General features: G+C 65.6%; 12 protein-coding genes. 3 read left to right on the top strand and 9 right to left on the bottom strand.

The genetic code is table 11. The annotated features are described in order from the left end of the window. The 4 genes from AB4118_RS30645 to tesB all read right to left on the bottom strand — a co-directional run. Positions 1–1,424, bottom strand: a 1,424-nt coding sequence (locus AB4118_RS30645) for a DNA translocase FtsK 4TM domain-containing protein (protein ID WP_441493288.1), incomplete at its 3' end; no start/stop codon positions are given. A 211-nt stretch (positions 1,425–1,635) separates the two neighbouring features. Beyond that, complete coding sequence (locus tag AB4118_RS30650) at positions 1,636–3,114, bottom strand: ammonium transporter (protein WP_441493289.1); 1,479 nt, start codon at positions 3,112–3,114, stop codon at positions 1,636–1,638. A gap of 34 nt (positions 3,115–3,148) precedes the next feature. Next, positions 3,149–3,487, bottom strand: coding sequence for a P-II family nitrogen regulator (locus tag AB4118_RS30655; RefSeq protein ID WP_043236992.1), 339 nt, complete (start codon positions 3,485–3,487; stop codon positions 3,149–3,151). Between the two features lie 238 nt (positions 3,488–3,725). Further along, the gene (gene tesB, locus AB4118_RS30660) at positions 3,726–4,592 is read right to left on the bottom strand and encodes an acyl-CoA thioesterase II (protein WP_441493290.1); all 867 of its coding nucleotides are present in this window, start codon (positions 4,590–4,592) and stop codon (positions 3,726–3,728) included. 150 nt (positions 4,593–4,742) lie between these two features. Between tesB and AB4118_RS30665 the strand changes: the two genes are divergently transcribed. Then, complete coding sequence (locus AB4118_RS30665; RefSeq protein WP_441493291.1) at positions 4,743–5,993, top strand: ubiquinone biosynthesis hydroxylase; 1,251 nt, start codon at positions 4,743–4,745, stop codon at positions 5,991–5,993. A gap of 172 nt (positions 5,994–6,165) precedes the next feature. On the opposite strand, the gene AB4118_RS30670 is transcribed toward AB4118_RS30665, so the two are convergent. Both AB4118_RS30670 and AB4118_RS30675 read right to left on the bottom strand, forming a co-directional pair. After that, a complete protein-coding gene (locus AB4118_RS30670) occupies positions 6,166–6,369 on the bottom strand; it encodes a Trm112 family protein (protein ID WP_441493292.1) in 204 nt (67 codons plus the stop codon). A 9-nt stretch (positions 6,370–6,378) separates the two neighbouring features. Then, entirely contained in the window at positions 6,379–11,223 is a 4,845-nt protein-coding gene (locus tag AB4118_RS30675; protein WP_441493293.1) for an NAD-glutamate dehydrogenase, read from the bottom strand. Positions 11,224–11,447: 224 nt separating this feature from the next. Here AB4118_RS30675 and AB4118_RS30680 point away from each other — a divergent pair, with 224 nt between their 5' ends. Continuing rightward, on the top strand, positions 11,448–11,996 hold the full coding sequence (locus AB4118_RS30680; protein WP_441493328.1) for a peroxidase-related enzyme: 549 nt from the start codon (positions 11,448–11,450) through the stop codon (positions 11,994–11,996). 336 nt (positions 11,997–12,332) lie between these two features. Next, entirely contained in the window at positions 12,333–12,701 is a 369-nt protein-coding gene (locus tag AB4118_RS30685) for a DUF2794 domain-containing protein (RefSeq protein WP_113513467.1), read from the top strand. Here the strand turns inward: AB4118_RS30685 and AB4118_RS30690 are convergent. The 3 genes from AB4118_RS30690 to AB4118_RS30700 form a co-directional block, all read right to left on the bottom strand. Beyond that, positions 12,685–13,233: a GNAT family N-acetyltransferase gene (locus AB4118_RS30690; protein ID WP_441493294.1), complete on the bottom strand. Its 549-nt coding sequence runs from the start codon at positions 13,231–13,233 to the stop codon at positions 12,685–12,687. The genes AB4118_RS30685 and AB4118_RS30690 overlap by 17 nt on opposite strands. Positions 13,234–13,319: 86 nt before the next feature. After that, positions 13,320–14,093, bottom strand: a complete 774-nt coding sequence (locus AB4118_RS30695) for a Bax inhibitor-1/YccA family protein (RefSeq protein ID WP_441493295.1) — start codon at positions 14,091–14,093, stop codon at positions 13,320–13,322. 220 nt (positions 14,094–14,313) lie between these two features. After that, positions 14,314–16,902 (bottom strand): ABC transporter permease, encoded by a 2,589-nt coding sequence (locus tag AB4118_RS30700; protein ID WP_441493296.1) that lies wholly within the window; start codon positions 16,900–16,902, stop codon positions 14,314–14,316. Positions 16,903–16,909: the final 7 nt, after the last annotated feature.

Here is a 16,909-nt window from a genome sequence, read left to right on the forward strand (position 1 = left end):
GCCAGCTTGTGCTTGGTCGATTCGAAATCCTGGCTGGCGAGCAGCTCGCGCAGGAAGACGGTCTCGCGCTTGGCATTGGGCAGTTCGATGCCGATCGCGTTCTTGCCCTGGACGACGGCGACACGCGCCGAGATCGCGCTCATCGAGCGCGCGATGTCGTCGGCCAGCGAGATCACCCGCGACGACTTGGTCCCCGGCGCCGGCTCGAGCTCGTAGAGCGTCACGACAGGGCCCGGGCGAACCTGGCTGATCTCGCCGCGCACGCCAAAGTCCTCGAGCACCCCTTCGAGCAGGGTCGCATTCTGCTCCAGCGCATCCGTCGAGATGGCTGTCGAGGGGACCTTCTTCGGTTCGGCAAGATAGGTCAGCGGCGGCAGCTCGAAATGATCGCGATCGAGCAGGGACGGCTGGGCCTCGCGCGACAGACGCTTGCCAGGCTTGGGAGCAGCGGGCCGGGCGGTGACGCGCGGAGCATTGAGATCGCGCAGGTCCTGCGGTCCATCATCGTCGTCGATATCGCCATCGGGAAAGTCGACGACGCGACTGGCCGGACGCGGGCTGGGCAACGGCTCGGGGGCGAAGACTGGGGGGGCGGCTCGGGCCGCAGCTTCGTTGAACTGCGGTTCACGGCGTACGCGGCTGATGGGCTGGTTGCCAGGAGAGCCAGTGGCGCTGACGGCCGGTTCCGGCGGGTGCGGCAGGCGACGCAGGATCGCGCCCTTGAGCGCCATTGCGCCATGGGCAAGCCAGCCGACAAGGATGACGGCGAAACCGGGCTCGTCGTCGCGACGCTCCTCGGTCTCGGCCCAGGACTCGTCTTCGTCGTCGCTGTCATTGACCGGATCTTCGTCGGTGACGAAGCCGAAGCCCGCTGCGGCGGTCACGGCGAGAATTGCTATACCGGCATAGAGAAAAGCGACAAGGCCGCCGAGGGCGCTGCCTGCGATGCCGACGAGATTGCGCGTCCCAAACAGCAGGCCGTCGCCGATCACGCCGCCCATCCCGGTGGGCAAGGGCCAGCGCGGCGTCGCCGGAAGGGCGCTCGCGACGGCCGCCGTCGCGACGATACCGACAACCCAGAGACCGAGCTTGAGCGCGCCGCGATCGAACAGGTGGAAGCGCATCAGGCGCAGCGCCCAGATCAGCGGCGGGAAGAGCATGGCGATGACGCCGAGCCCGATCATCTGCATGGTCAGATCGGCGATCATCGCACCCGGGCGCCCGAGCAGGTTGTTGACGGCGCCGCCCGTGGCGTTGTTGAGGCTGGGGTCTTCAGCGGCCCAGGTCGCAAGCGCGAGTGCGATGGCCGCTGTCAGCGCCAGCAGCCCGAGCCCGACCATCTCCGACGTCCGTCGCGACAGGAATTCCCGCGCGGGATCGGGCAGGCGATCGATCAGGGATGAGGAGCGTCGGATTGTTCGCATGCCGGCCGGGCCGCCTTCCACAGGACTACAGGCCGCATCATACCGGCCTCCAGCGATCAGGGTATGAAGGTCAGGTTAAGACCCGCTTAACCTTGAAGGGGAGCGCCTCGCCGGCGGATCGATCGGCCTGCTTCTGCGGGCGGAGTTACCATGAGAAAGGCCCCGGCGGGAGACCGCCGAGGCCTGTTTCACGTGAAGCGGCCGGAGGCGCTTACATGCTGTAGGCGCGCTCGCCGTGCTCGGCGATGTCGAGGCCTTCGCGCTCCTGATCCGTGGTGACGCGCAGACCGACGACGACGTCGACGATCTTGTAGAGGATCAGTGAGCCGACGCCGCTGAAGACGAGCGTGAAGAGAACGGCCTTGGCCTGAGCCACGAATGCCGGCCCGAATTCATAGGCCGCGGTGACGAGCTCGCCCGGCTTGGAGACATAGTCCGGGATGCCGCCGCCGCCGAGCGCCTGATTGACCAGGATGCCGGTGGCCAGGGCGCCGATGATGCCGCCGACGCAGTGGATGCCGAACACGTCGAGCGAATCGTCGTAGCCGAGCGCATTCTTGACGGTGGAGCAGAAGACGAAGCAGACGGCGCCAGCGACAAGGCCGAGCACGATCGAGCCCATCGGGCCTGCGAAGCCAGCGGCCGGCGTGACGGCGACGAGACCGGCAACCGCGCCCGAGACCATGCCGAGCAGCGAGGGTTTGCCCTTGGCCGCCCATTCGACGAAGAGCCAGCCGAGCGCGGCTGCCGCCGTGGCGACGAAGGTGTTCATCATGGCAAGCGCGGCGGTGCCGTTGGCCTCGAGATTCGAGCCGGCATTGAAGCCGAACCAGCCGACCCAGAGCAGGGCTGCGCCGATCAGCGTCATGGTCAGCGAGTGCGGGGCCATCAGTTCCTTACCGTAGCCGACGCGCTTGCCGAGCAGCATGCAGCCGACGAGGCCGGCGATGCCCGCGTTGATGTGGACGACGGTGCCGCCGGCGAAGTCGAGCGCACCCCATTTGAAGAGCATGCCGGCATCGGCGTTGACCGCGTCGAGCGCCGCGGTTGCGGCCGCCTTGGCATCGGGGCCCGCCTCAGCGACAGCCTTGGCCGCATTGCCGACGGCATCGGGACCGCCCCAGTACCAGACCATATGGGCCATCGGGAAATAGATGAAGGTCACCCAGAGGGCGGTGAACAGCATCAGCGCCGAGAACTTGATGCGCTCGGCGAAGGCGCCAACGATCAGGGCCGGCGTGATGCAGGCGAAGGTCATCTGAAAGCAGATGTAGACGTATTCGGGGATGACGACGCCGTTCGAGAAGGTCGCCGCGACCGAGTTGCCGTCGACGCCGCGCAGGAAGGCTTTCGAGAAGCCGCCGACGAAATCGTTCAGGCCGCCGCCGTGGGTGAAGGCGAGGGAGTAGCCGTAGATCACCCAGAGCAGGCTGACCATGCAGACGATGGCGAAGACCTGGGTCAGCACCGAGAGCATGTTCTTGCTGCGCACCAGGCCGCCATAGAACAGGGCGAGGCCGGGAATCGTCATCAGCAGCACGAGCACGGTCGAGCTCATCATGAAGGCGGTATCGCCCTTGTTCGGCACCGGCGCGGCGGGAGCCGCCGCTGTCTGGGCCAGCGCGACCGCCGTGGTCGCGGCGAGCACCGCTCCGACCAGCCCGGCCCGCAATGGGGTCTTGAAATTCATCGGTTGAAACTCCTGGACTGAAGGATCGAGAGGATCAGAGGGCGTCGCCGTCGGTCTCGCCTGTGCGGATGCGGACGGCCTTCTCGATCGACGAGACGAAGATCTTGCCGTCGCCGATCTGGCCGGTACGGGCTGCGGCGGTGATCGCCTCGATCACCTTGCCGACGAGCTCGTCCGAGACGGCGACTTCGATCTTGATCTTCGGCAGGAAGCTCACGGCATATTCGGCACCGCGATAAATCTCGGTATGGCCCTTCTGCCGGCCATATCCCTTCACCTCGGTCACGGTCAGGCCATGCACGCCGATGGCGGTGAGCCCGTCGCGCACCTCCTCCAGCTTGAACGGCTTGATGACAGCCATCACGATTTTCATGCTTGGGTTTCCCCGTTTCCGCCGCCCGGATGTCAGCCCCGGCGATCGCGTTGCGCTCCGCGCGCGCCGGGAGCCCGACACACGTCACGGCCGGTCAATTCAAGGCCCGTGCCAACTGCCGGAGGGGGATCATGAGGGGATGACGCAAGGAAAAACGCCCCGTCGCACCACTCGGTGCGGGGTGATTGCCTAATAAACAGGCAAATGCTTGGTTGCTGTGCTTCTGCTTAGAAAGCGCTCATTCGCGGTCCGGACGCGGCCGGATCAGGCCTTCCTGCGCCACGGACGCGACGAGCTTGCCATGGCGATCGAAAACAAGGCCGCGGGAGAACCCGCGCGCGCCCGAGGTCGAGGGGCTGTCCTGAGCATAGAGCAGCCAGTCATCGGCGCGGAAGGGGCGATGAAACCAGAGCGCATGATCGAGGCTCGCGCCCTGGATCTGCTTGTCGAACACGGTCTTGCCATGCGCGATGAGGCTCGAATCGAGCAGCATCAGATCCGAAGCATAGGCAAGCACGCTTTGATGAACCGCCGGATCGTCGGGCAAAGGCTGCATCGAGCGGATCCAGACATTGAACTTCGGCTCCATCTTCTCGCCTGTGACGTAGCGCTGGAGCTCGACGGGCCGAATCTCGATCGGCCGCTCGCGCTGGTAATAGGCGCGCACGGCTTCGGGCATATGCGGCAGCACGCTGCGCTGCATCTCCTCCCGGTTCGGCAGTTCCTCCGGCATCGGCACGTCCGGCATCGGCATCTGATGCTCATAGCCGGGTTCTTCGGCATGGAACGAGGCGGACATCGAGAAGATCGCCTCGCCATGCTGGATCGCCAGCACGCGCCGCGTCGTAAACGAGCGGCCGTCGCGGAGCCTTTCGACCTCGTAGATGATCGGAGTCTCCGGGTCGCCCGGCAGCAGGAAATAGGCGTGCAGCGAGTGCGGCTGGCGGCCTTCCACTGTCTGGCAGGCGGCGTAGAGGGCTTGCCCGATGACCTGCCCGCCGAAGACCCGCTGCCAGCCGATCTTGGGGCTGCGACCGCGGAACAGATTGCGCTCGAGCCGCTCGAGGTCGAGGATCGACATCAGGGAGTCGCTGATCTGGGACATGGTTCTTCAGGCTCGACTGGCGGGCGGATTGACGGGCGGGCCGGCTGAGCCGAAGACGGTTCCGCCGTATCCTCCGCATCAGCACCGACGCACCGGGCGTCGTCAAGCGCTGGTCCAGGCGTGGTCGGCATGAGGCGCAGGAGCAGGACGATGGGGCAGCAGACCGGCCATTCCGAAAGGCGCATCGTGATCGCGGGTGGCGGCATCGCCGGGCTTTCGCTGGCGCTGGCGCTGAAACGGGCGCTCGGCGAGGCTTATGCAATCGTCCTGGCGGACCCGGCGCTTGCGGCACCGCCGCGTCAGGACAACCGCGCCTACGCCGTGGCGGCGGCTGCACGCAACATGCTGGAGGTGCTGGGCGTCTGGGAGGCCGTTGCAGGCAGTTCTGCCGCGATGACCGAAGTGGTGGTGACCGACAGCCGCAATCCAGACGTGGTGCGTCCGGTCTTCCTGACCTTTGACGGCGAGATCGAGCCCGGACAATCCTTCGCCCATATGGTCGAGAACATGGCGCTGATGACGGCGCTGTTGAGCGCCTGCCGTGAAGCGAATGTCGAGATGCGGCCGGAAGGCGTTCGCGGTTTCGATGCGCAGGACGATACCATCGAGATCACCTATGCGGGCGGCGAGCGCATTGCGGCGTTGCTGCTCGTGGCTGCGGATGGCGCGCGGTCGCGGCTCCGCGAACGCGCCGGCATCGGTTGGGTCGGCTGGTCCTACCACCAGTCCGGGCTGGTTGCGACGCTGAGCCATGAGCGGCCGCATGACGGGCGGGCCGTCGAACATTTCCTGCCATCCGGGCCCTTTGCGATCCTCCCGCTCAGCGACGGCGGCAGGCTCGGCCACCGCTCTTCGATCGTCTGGACGGAGCGCGAGGAGAATGTCGCGGCGCTGCTCTCGCTCGACGAGGCCGATATGCTCGACGAGATCGAGCGGCGCTTCGGACTGGAGCTTGGGGAGCTTGCACTGGAGAGCAAGGTCACGGCGATGCCGCTCGGCTTTGGCGTGGCGCGACGCTTCGTCGGCGACAGGCTGGCGCTGCTTGGTGACGCCGCTCACCTGATCCATCCGATTGCCGGCCAGGGGCTCAATCTCGGGCTGAAGGATGTCGCGGCCCTGGCTGAGGCCATCGTCGATGCCGCGCGGCTTGGGCTCGATCCAGGCAGCGCCGACGTTCTCGAAGGTTATGAAAGCGCCCGGCGTTTCGACACGGTTGCGATGGGCGCGGTGACGGACGGGCTCAATCGGCTGTTTTCAAATGACGTGACGCCATTTCGCCTGGCTCGCGATTTCGGGCTCGGGCTGGTCGATCGGATGCCAGGGCTGAAGCGTTTCTTCATCCGCGAGGCGGCGGGACTGGCAGGGGACCCGCCGCGCCTGCTCAGAGGCGAGGCGCTCTAGATCATCGGACCGGATATCGTATCCACTCCGATGATCTAACCCTTTGTCTTTGCATCGGCCTTCCCGAACACCGCAATCCACTTTTCGGGCCGATGCTTTAAGGAGAGGCGTCATGGTCGGACAGGCCCGACCATGACACCGATCGCTCCGAAGTGGGCCTCGAGAGCGGGGTCTATCCCTCGATCTGCCGTGCCTCTTCCGGCAGCATGATCGGAATGCCGTCGCGGATCGGATAGGCGAGCTTGGCAGGGCGGCTGATCAGCTCCTGCTTTGCTGCGTCGTATTCGAGCGTGCTCTTGGTCACCGGGCAGACCAGGATCTCGAGCAGTTTCGGGTCGATCCGGGTGGCGGGCATGTCGCGTTCGGTCTCGGTCATGATCTCGTCTCAGTGCTTTCTCGGAAGATCGGCGAGCATGCCGGCTGCGACCATCAATTTCGGCAGGGACAGGCCCGACATCGTGATGGCCGAGACCGTCGCGCGGGTGCGATCGGCCTCCGCGCCACGCTCGGCCAGCCAGCCATCGAGGGTGTCGGATCCGGTTGCGCCCGAGGCGATCTCCTGAGTCAACCCGGCATGAGCATCGACCAGCGTTTCGATGGCGCGGTCGCGGGCCAGGCGCTCATAATCGTCGGTCGCCGGTACGGCTGCTGCTGCTGCCGCCAGGCTGGACAGGCCGAAGACCGAATCGGCGCCGAAATGAATCCGCGCCACCTCGGAAATCGACCGTTTGGTCCGGTCGGCGATGTCGACGATGTCGGTCGCCTGGGCAAGTGCGGGCAGGCTGGCAATCCGCGCAGCGAGGGTTTCGGGCACTGATTCCGAGACGAGAACGGCGATGCGGGCCGTACGCGCCTGGGCGGCTGCCTCGGGCAGCAGGCTGTCGAGTTCGCCGGCGAGTGCGGAGACGCCCCTCGCGTAATGCGCAACCGTTTGCTCGATGGAGCCCGGTTTGGCGACGCCCCGACGCAGGAACCAGCTCATCCGATCGGTGACGAGTTCCTGGGCCGCGGCATAGAGACCGATCTGGGTCTTGCCCGGGATCTTGGCGTCGAGCGCATCGATCGCCCCGTTCAGGGCGATCAGATCGAAGGAGTCACGCGCAATGGCGTAAGCCGCGGCGATCGCCGGTGCGTCGGCGCGTGTCTGGCCGGCCAGGGTCGAGACGATGGCCGGGCCGCCACGGTTGATGATGGCATTGGCGAGCTGGGTTGCGACGATCTCGCGACGCAGCTTGTGGCTGGCAATCTCGGCGCCGTATTTGTCGCGCAGCGCCTTCGGGAAATAACGGGCGAGCTCGTTGTTGAGATAGAGATCGTCCGGAATGGCCGATTCGAGCAAGGCATCGTGCAGCGCGAGCTTGGCATAGGCCAGCAGCACGGCAAGCTCCGGCCGGGTCAGGCCCTCGCCGCGCTTCTCGCGCTCGGCCAGCACCATATCGGTCGGCAGGAACTCGACCGAGCGATCGAGGCGGCCCTGGGCTTCCAGCGTCAGCATCAGGCGACGCAGCGCGGGCGTTGCCGTCGCGCCCTGAGCCTCGGTCAGCGAAAGCGCCAGCGTCTGCAGGTAGTTGTTGCGCAGGACGAGGAGGCCGACCTCATCGGTCATGTCGACGAGCAGGGCGTTGCGCTTCTTCTCAGGCAGGCGCCCGTCGCGGACAGGGCCCGCGAGTGCGATCTTGATATTGACCTCGACGTCGGAGGTGTTGACGCCGGCGGAGTTGTCGATGGCATCGGTGTTGATCCTGATGCCGTTGCGGGCGGCTTCGATGCGGCCGCGCTGGGTGCAGCCCAGATTGGCGCCTTCGCCGACGACACGGGCCCGCAGATCGGCGCCCGCAATCCGGATCGCGTCATTGGCGCGGTCGCCGACCTGGGCATCGGTCTCGTCGGTGGCTCGGATATAGGTGCCGATGCCGCCGAACCAGAGCAGGTCGACCCGCGCCTTGAGGATTGCGGTCATCAGTTCGGGCGGGGTGACTTCCGCCTTGTCGAGATCAAGCAGCGCGCGCAGCACCGGGGAGAGTGGGATGCTCTTGGCCTGGCGCGAGAATACGCCGCCGCCCTTGGAGATCAGCGACTTGTCGTAGTCCTGCCACGAGGAGCGGGGCAGCGCGAACAGGCGCTGGCGTTCGGCGTGTGACGCTGCCAGATCGGGCTCCGGATCGAGGAAGATGTCGCGGTGGTCGAAGGCGGCCACAAGCCTGATCGCCGGCGAGAGCAGCATGCCGTTGCCGAAGACGTCGCCCGACATGTCGCCGACACCCGCCACCGAGAAGGGGGTCGACTGGATGTCGATGTCGATCTCGCGAAAATGCCGCTTCACGGCCTCCCAGGCGCCACGTGCGGTGATGCCCATCTTCTTGTGGTCATAGCCCTGGCTGCCGCCAGAGGCGAAGGCATCGCCGAGCCAATGTCCCTTCTCGATCGAAAGCGCGTTCGCGATATCGGAGAAGGTTGCGGTGCCCTTGTCGGCGGCGACGACGAGATAGGGATCATCGCCATCATGGCGCACGGTGTCGGCCGGCGGAATGACCGTCTCGCCGTCGAGATTGTCGGTGAGCTCCAGCAGGGTGCGGACGAAGATGCGGTAGCTCTCGGTGCCTTCCGCGATCCAGGCCTGGCGATCACTCGCCGGCGGCAACTGCTTGGGGAAGAAGCCGCCCTTGGCGCCGACCGGAACGATCACGGCGTTCTTCACCTGCTGAGCCTTGACCAGGCCCAGCACCTCGGTGCGGAAATCCTGCGGCCGGTCGGACCAGCGCAGGCCGCCGCGCGCGACCTTGCCGAAGCGCAGGTGCACACCCTCGACGCGGGGCGAATAGACGAAGATCTCGTAGAGCGGATGCGGCAGCGGCAGATCGTCGAGCCTGGCGCATTCGAATTTCAGCGAGATCGTGCTGCGCGCATAGCCATCCGGGCCGATCTGGAAGAAATTGGTGCGCAGCGCCGCTTCGATCAGGTTGACCAGGCGCCGCAGGATGCGGTCCTCGTCCAGGCTGGTGACGTCGTTGAGCGCGGCTTCGATGCTGTCACGCTCGGCCTGCATCGCCTTCTCGCGCTTGCTCGCATCGAAATGCGGGTCGAATTTGGCGACGAAATAGGCGATCAGCTTCGAGGCGATGCCGGGGTGTCGGGTCAGCGCATCGGCGATGTAGTCCTGGGCGTAGGGCGCGCCGACCTGCCTGAGATAGCGCCCGAGCGCACGCAGCAGCGCCGCCTCGCGCCAGGCGATTCCGGCGGCAAGGACGAGTTGGTCAAAACGGTCCGATTCCGCCAGCCCACGGAACTGGGCCATCAGCGCTGCTTCGATCGTCGGATCGAGGCGGGCGACATCGATTTCGCCTCCGCCGGCACGCTCAAGCGTCATGTCGTGCAGCCAGACACGGGCGGCCTCAGGCGCTTCAACTCCATTGGCTGCCGGCGTCAGGTTGAAGGTCCGCTCGTTGACGACGCGGAAGCCCATGTTCTCGAGCACCGGCACGCGGGCGGAGAGGGAGATCGGCGAACCACTCGAGAAGACCTTGAGATTGGCCCGCGCCGCGGTATCGCCCTCGCGGCGATAGAGATTGACCGCGCGCGACCGCTCCGGGGTGAGCTTCTGCAGCATGTCGATGTCTTCGAGCGCATCGGTTGCCGAGAAGCGCTCGCGATAGGCCGCGCCAAAGGCCTCGGCATAGCGCTCGGTCAGCGACCGCGCTGCCGGGCCCGCCTTCTGCTCGTCGAGAACGTCCTTGAGGCCATCCGCCCAGGTTCGGACGATCGCAGCAATGCCGGCTTCCAGCGTGGCGCGATCGACCCTTGGCGTGCGGCCTTCGTCGCGGCCGATGATGTAATGGGTGCGGGACAGCGGGCCTTCCGGATAGGCCGGGTAAGCGGCCGACAGGCGCCCCTCATAGATCCGCGCCAGGAATTCGCCGACGCGACGGCGGACCTGCGTGTCGTAGCGATCCTTCGGAATGAAGACGAGGATCGAGACGAAGCGGTCGAACTCGTCGACCCGGGCCAGCGCGCGGATGCGCGGGCGCTCGGTCAGCTGCAGGATATCGAGCGCGAAGCGTTCGAGTGTCTCGCCGTCGATCTGGAAAAGCTCGTCGCGCGGAAAGGCATCGAGCACGTTGAGCAGCGCGCGGCCGGAATAGCTCGCCGCGTCGAAGCCCGTGTTCTTGGCGACGCGCGCGACCTTGAGCCGCAGATAGGGAATGGCGCGGGCGCTGCCCGTATAGGCATTGGAGGTCAGCAGGCCGACGATGCGCATCTCGCCGTCGAGATGGCCATCAGGTGTGAACAGCTTGACGCCGATATAGTCGAGATGGACGCGGCGATGCACGCGGCTCTTGACGTTGGCCTTGGTGATGATCAGCGCCTGCGGTTTGGCGAGGAAGGCGCGAATCTCCGGCGTCATCACCACCATTTCGCGATTCTTGCGCAGCATGCGCACGGAGGGATCGCGCAGGATGCCGAGACCCGAGCTGTCGATCGGGTCGGCAGCCGCATCACCGCCCGGGAAACGGTAGGCTCGAATGCCGAGAAGCGTGAAATTGTCGCCGGCGATCCATTCGAGGAATTGCAGGGCCTCAGCGACCTCGTCCTCGGCAAGCGGGGGCGGGTTGGAGCGATAGGCCTGAATCACCTCGGTGATTCGCCCGCGCATGGCCGCCCAATCGTCGACCGCCAGGCCGACATCGACATAGACCCGCTCGAGACCGGTCTTCAGGCGCTCGCGCGCCTCGGGCGTGTCGATACGGTCGAGATGGATATGGATCAGGCTTTCGCGGCGAGCGCCTTCCGGAGCCCGTCCGGTCGCTTCGCCTGCAAGCGAGTGAAAAGCGCCGTCGGCATCGCGCACGACCGCCAGGATGGGGTGGGCGACGAGGCGAGGCTCGTAACCCTGCTCGGTCAGCTCAGCCAGCGTCGAATCGAGCAGGAAAGCCTTGTTATCGTTTACGACCTCGAGAATCGTGATCTGGCGTTCGCGGCCATGCTCGCTGAACGCCTCGTCCCGGAAACGCAGATTCGGCGTGCCGGGCCGGCGCTTCGCGGTCAGATGCTCGTAGGCGGCGGCAGCGGCACGGGCGAGGAGATCGGGCGGGAGTGCGACGATATCTTCGGCGACGACGCGGCCATAGAGCAGCTTCGGAAACTCCGCCGGCATGCCGGTTCCGCTCTGGGAAGCTGCGGCCTCGACCGCGGCCAGAGCCTCGATCGTTGCATTCGTCACTCGTTTAACCATCCCCAGAACCCTCAGTTATTTTGCCGCAGCGATGACATAGGCTGCGGCGCCTTTCAACTTTCGTCGCATCATGCACACGAACAAGGGCGCCCGTGCGAACATCGCGGCAGCTCCTGTCGAAAGTTCAACTCCGCCGACACATCAGGAAACGGACCATGGCGAACAAGCATGACAAATCGAAGGTGGGAGAGCTTCCGACTCGGCAGGATGAGTCGCCAAGGGTGATGGCGCTGGCGTTGCCGGAAGTCGAACTGTCGGCCGAGAATCGGGCCTATTTCGCCAAATGCCAGGAGAAGCTCGGCTTCGTGCCGTATGTGCTGCTGGCCTACGCCCATGACGATGCCAAGCTCACGGCCTTCGCCGCGTTCTACAACGACCTGATGCTCGGCCCTTCGGGTCTCTCCAAGCTCGAGCGCGAAATGATCGCCGTCGCCGTGTCGAGCGTGAACCGTTGCTATTACTGCCTGACGGCACATGGCGCCGCGGTCCGTCAGCTCTCGGGGGATCCGGTGCTCGGCGAGCTGATGGCCATGAACTATCGCGCTGCCTCGCTCTCGCCCCGCCATCGTTCGATGCTCGATTTTGCGGTGAAGCTGAGCGAGACGCCCTATCTCGTCGAGGAAGGTGATCGCGAGGCGTTGCGGGCGGCGGGATTCGGCGAACGTGACATCTGGGATGTCGGTGCGGTCGCTTCGTTCTTCAACATGTCGAACAGGATGGCCTCGGCCGTCGATATGCGGCCAAATGCCCAGTATCACGGACAAAACCGCTGAAGAGCCTGCATTTTCGCCAAAAGAAAACGGCCAGCGGAAACCGCCAGCCGTTGAGGTATCCTCGAACCGATAGGCCCGACCTCACCAAGCCCGGGGGGCTGGGGGGCTGACGTATCCGGAACTCAATGAGGCCGGGCCGTCGAGGCAACGAGGGGAGTTGAGCCCGGCAACTTGGCCATCGCTTGGCGCGTTCGCGGCGAAAATGCGGCGTGGCTGACGAAGGCGTGATTCTTTTCGGCCTGCCTCGATCTCTTGCCAGCGCAGCATCCGGGGCGCATCATCCTGCCCAACGGGAAGTGCGATCGGGCCCTGCTCGACCGCCGATCGGGAGGCGCTATGAGCGAAAGCGAAACGCCGCAATCGCACGGGGCCGGGGCGGTGGTTGCCTTCCCCGGTCCGGCCAAGCCGGCGGCCGTTACTTTTGATCGCCGGGAACTCTCTGAGCTTCTCAATCTCTACGGCCGGATGGTCGCTGCCGGCGAATGGCGCGACTACGCCATCGATTTCCTGAAGGACAAGGCACAGTTCTCGGTTTATCGCCGAACCTCCGAGGTCCCGCTCTACCGGATCGTCAAGGATCCCGCCCTTGCCAAGCGCCAGGGCGCGTACTCGATCGTCGCGGCGACCGGGCTGATCCTGAAGCGCGGCTCGGATCTCAGCCGTGTCCTGCGGGTGGTCGACAAGAAGCTCAGCGTGGTGAGTTGAGGGGCGGCGCGGTTCGGTTGCCGTCGCCGATTTCCTTCTGCATCAGCATCTGGTCGAGCCAGCGGCCGTGCTTGTAGCCGACGGCCCTGGCGACCCCGATGAGCGCGAATCCGGCGTGTTCATGCAGCCGGCGCGAGGCGGCCGAGGCGCCGTTCCCATCGCCAATGACCGCGACCATCTGCCGGAAGCCCCTGACTTCGCACGCGGCGATCAGCGCGCTCAGCAGAGCGCGGCCGATGCCGAAGCCCTGTGCTTGCCGCGAGAGATAGATCGAGTCCTCCACCGTGCTGCGATAGGCCGGGCGCGGGCGATAGGCACCGGCATAGGCATAACCGAGCAGATCCTCGCCTCTGGTCGCGACGAGATAGGGATAGCCATCGGCAACGAGCGCCTCGAAGCGCCGCTGCATCTCGCCGGTCGAGGGCGGTTCAAGCTCCCAGGAGGCGGTGCCGTTCGAGACGGCATCGGCATAGATCGTGGTGATGACGGGGATGTCGTCGATGCGACCGTCCCTGATCGTGATGGGGTCCATCCGATCAAGATGGACCGCGAGGAACGCAAAAGAAAAGCCCCGGCTTTGCAGCCGGGGCTCGCTTGATCCGCAAGGCGGACGATCGATCAGCGACGATCGCCAAACAGCTGAAGCAGCATCTGGAACATGTTGATGAAGTTCAGGTAGAGCGACAGAGCGCCGTTCACCGAGAGCTTCGCAGCCGATTCGGCGTCCAAATCCGAGTAGAGATACATCTCCTTCAGGCGCTGGGTATCCCAGGCGGTCAGGCCGGCGAAGACCAGCACGCCGATCGCCGAGATGGCGAAAGAGAGCGCGCTCGAGGCCAGGAAGATGTTGACCACCGAGGCGATCACCAGACCGATCAGGCCCATGATGAGGAAGGAGCCCATGCCCGAAAGCGACTTCTTCGTGGTGTAGCCGGCAAGGCTGAGCGCGCCGAAGGCGGCGGCCGTGATGAAGAAGACCTGAGTGACCGACGCGCCGGTGAAGACGACGAAGATCGAGGACATCGACACGCCCATCACCGCCGCGAAGGCGAAGAACATGGTGCGCGCGGTCGAGGAGCTCATGCTCTCGGCCTTGAACGAGAAGAAGAAGATGAAGGCGAGCGGGGCCAGCATCACAACCCATTTGAGCGGGCTGAGATAAAGGGCCTGGCCGAGCGGGGTCAGTGCGGTGATCTTGCCTTCCGCCGAGACGCCGCCGATCGCGAGCATGCTGATGCCGAGGGCGGCAAGGCCGGTGATGGCCAGACCGATCGACATGTTGTTGTAGACGCCGAGCATGAACGAGCGCAGGCCCTGATCCATCTCGACGGCGCTGGTCTGCTGTGCGCGGCCGGCACCCCAGACTGGAGCATTGCGGTCGAAGTTGCTCATAGAGCGATTTCCCTCACAGGTAGAATTCCGGGGCGGACATCGCCTCCGCGATCTCCACCATCGCCCAAAATCGTGGCGACAACGCGGAATATGAGGGGGATTGAGCGACCTTACAAGAGGCCGCCATGGTTAAGAGCGCCGCCTGAATAGATCACGGGCCCCAGAATGATGCAATGCGGCGAACGCTCCATGTCTATCTCGGAGGCAAGAGCGACAGTTCTCATAAATTCCGCAGATGAGAAGCTGGCGCTTTCGATAGTATTTTTAGGGTTCCGAACAATCCGAACAGGACGGTAACCATGATTGCGGCAGTCGCAGCGAGGATCGCGCCGGTCGGATCGCTGACGAATTCTATCTTCATCACTTGGGTGACGACCCCCCAGCCTGCCAATGCGCCGGCGACAACGCCGAACAGGGCGGAGACAAAACCTATTCCGGCATATTCGAGGGCGTACGACGAAAGTATGAAGCGACGTGTCGCGCCGAGCGTCTTCAGGATCATCGCGTCGTATAGCCGCGCATGCTGCCCGGCCGCGAGAGCGCCTGCCAGGACCAGCAGGCTGGAGGCGATCGCCAGGCCCGAGGCGCCGCGAATCGCGGTCGCGAGCTGGCTGACGATGGTGTTGACCGCTTCGAGCGCGTCCTTCACCCGCACGGCGGTGACCGATGGGAATTCGACCGCCAGCCGGCGCAGAAGCTGCGCATCGGCGCCGGCCGTCGCGTCGGTCCCGGAGGTGACGGTCGCGAGATTGGTGTGCGGCGCGCCGGCAAAGGTGTTGGGCGAGAACACCATGACGAAATTGATGCCGAGCGAGCGCCATTCGATGGTGCGCAGATTGGCGATCCGCGCCGTGATGTTGCGGCCCAGCACGTTCACGGTGACGCTATCGCCGACCTTGAGCCCAAGCCCGGCGGCGATCGGCGCATCGAAGGAGACGAGCGGTTCGCCGCGGTAGCCTGCCGGCCACCATTCCCCGGCAGTGATGATCGAGCCCTCGGGCATGGTTTCCGCATAGGTGATGCCGCGATCGCCATCCAGGACCCAGGCTGCCTGCTCGGAGGCCTTGATCTGCTCGGCGCGCACGCCATTGAGACTGGTGATGCGGCCGCGCATCATCGGGACGCGTTCGAGCGTGGCGCCTGGCCTCGTTTCGGCGATGAAGCTGTCAAAGCGCGCGCTCTGGCCGTTCGGGATATCGAGGAAGAAGAAACTCGGCGCCTTGTCCGGCAGCGACTGGGTCAACTGCCGGGTGAGGCTGACATCGATGAAGGCGAGCGCCGAGAGCAGGGCGACACCGAGGCCCAGCGAGAGCACGAGCGACGGCGTCAATGCGCCGGGGCGGTGGGCATTGGCGAGCGCCATCCGCAGGGCCGGGTTCCGCGGCCGCGGGCTGCGGCGGGCGAGAGCCATCAGACTCCAGGCGACGAGGCGCAGCAGCAGGAAGATGCCCGCCGCAACGGCGATATAGATCAGCGCGATGCGGCGGTCATAGGCGAAGGCGACCGCGACGCCGACGAGGCCGATGAGAGCCGCAAGGAAAACACCGATATAGACCAGCCTGGGCCGGCGCAGATCCGGCTCGATCTGGTCGCGGAACAGGGCCGAGACCGGCACGTCATGCGCCCGGCCGAGCGGCAATATCGCAAAGACCAGCGCGGTCAGCAGGCCATAGAGCGCCGCGATCACCAGCTCTCCTGGCGCCAATGTCGGCTCGAAGGGCAGGGGCAGCAGGTCGCGAAGCGCATAGCCGAGCGCGAAGGGCGCGGCGGCGCCCAGCAGAAGACCGATCGCGATGCCAAGCGCCGCAACGATCATGACCTCGGTCAGATGGATCGCGACGACATGCCCGCCGGTTGCGCCGATCGCCTTCAAGGTCGCGAAATCGAGCTTCTTGGCCTCGACGAAGCGGCGCACCGCATTGGCGACGCCGACACCGCCAACCAGCAGGGCGGTCAGTCCGACCAAGGTCAGGAACTGCGTGAAACGCTCGAGATTGCGCTGAAAGCTCGGCGCGGCATTGGCGCGCGAGCGGATTTCCCAACCAGCGTCCGGCTGTTGGTGACCGGCATCGGCGGTGAGGCGCTCGAGGGCCGCATCATCGGACGCCGTGGGGGGCAGCGAGACGCGATAGGTCCAGCGCACCAGGCTGCCCGGCTGGAGCAATCCGGTGGCACGCAATGCGTCCTGGGACACCAGAAGACGAGGACCGAAGCCGACGCCCGACGCGATCTTGTCCGGCTCTGAGACGAGGCTGGCGCGCAATTGCACGCGCGCGCTGCCGACCGAGATCGTGTCGCCGATCTTCAGGTCGAGGCGACCAAGCAGCACGGGATCGGCAATGGCGCCAAAGCTGCCATTGCTCTGGGACAGCAGATCGGAAAGCGGGCCAGCCGGCTCGCTGACGACCTCGCCGATGCTCGGATAGGCGGAATCCACCGCCTTGAGCTCGATCAGGGCCGCGCCCTTGTCGCCGGCATTGGCCATGCCGCGCATCGTGGCGATGGTCGAGAGGGCGCCACGTCCTTCGAGAAAGCTCCGCTCGACGGCGGTGGCCTCGCGATGGATCAGGCTGAAGGCGACGTCACCGCCGAGAATGCGTCGCCCTTCGCGATGCAACCCTTCCGTCAGGCCGCGCGACGCCGAGCCGACGGCTGCGATGGCCATGACGCCGAGAGCGAGACAGGCGATGAAGACGCCGAAACCGCGCAGGCCACCACGCAGATCGCGCCAGGCGAGCCGCAGGGCGAGTGCCGGGCCAAAAGGGGAGCGGGGAGGGGTGGCAGCGGTGGGCTTGACCGGAGCGTGCATGGCGAGG

The sequence above is a fragment of the Allobosea sp. 2RAB26 genome (assembly GCF_052115465.1).
Taxonomy (GTDB): Bacteria; Pseudomonadota; Alphaproteobacteria; order Rhizobiales; family Beijerinckiaceae; genus Allobosea.

Excerpts from the sequence above, each read along its gene's own strand:
- AB4118_RS30650 (WP_441493289.1), bottom strand. The coding sequence starts at position 3,114 with ATGAATTTCAAGACCCCATTGCGGGCCGGGCTGGTCGGAGCGGTGCTC.
- AB4118_RS30655 (WP_043236992.1), bottom strand. The coding sequence starts at position 3,487 with ATGAAAATCGTGATGGCTGTCATCAAGCCGTTCAAGCTGGAGGAGGTG.
- tesB (WP_441493290.1), bottom strand. The coding sequence starts at position 4,592 with ATGTCCCAGATCAGCGACTCCCTGATGTCGATCCTCGACCTCGAGCGG.
- AB4118_RS30665 (WP_441493291.1), top strand. The coding sequence starts at position 4,743 with ATGGGGCAGCAGACCGGCCATTCCGAAAGGCGCATCGTGATCGCGGGT.
- AB4118_RS30670 (WP_441493292.1), bottom strand. The coding sequence starts at position 6,369 with ATGACCGAGACCGAACGCGACATGCCCGCCACCCGGATCGACCCGAAA.
- AB4118_RS30675 (WP_441493293.1), bottom strand. The coding sequence starts at position 11,223 with ATGGTTAAACGAGTGACGAATGCAACGATCGAGGCTCTGGCCGCGGTC.
- AB4118_RS30680 (WP_441493328.1), top strand. The coding sequence starts at position 11,448 with ATGGCGCTGGCGTTGCCGGAAGTCGAACTGTCGGCCGAGAATCGGGCC.
- AB4118_RS30685 (WP_113513467.1), top strand. The coding sequence starts at position 12,333 with ATGAGCGAAAGCGAAACGCCGCAATCGCACGGGGCCGGGGCGGTGGTT.
- AB4118_RS30690 (WP_441493294.1), bottom strand. The coding sequence starts at position 13,233 with ATGGACCCCATCACGATCAGGGACGGTCGCATCGACGACATCCCCGTC.
- AB4118_RS30695 (WP_441493295.1), bottom strand. The coding sequence starts at position 14,093 with ATGAGCAACTTCGACCGCAATGCTCCAGTCTGGGGTGCCGGCCGCGCA.
- AB4118_RS30700 (WP_441493296.1), bottom strand. The coding sequence starts at position 16,902 with ATGCACGCTCCGGTCAAGCCCACCGCTGCCACCCCTCCCCGCTCCCCT.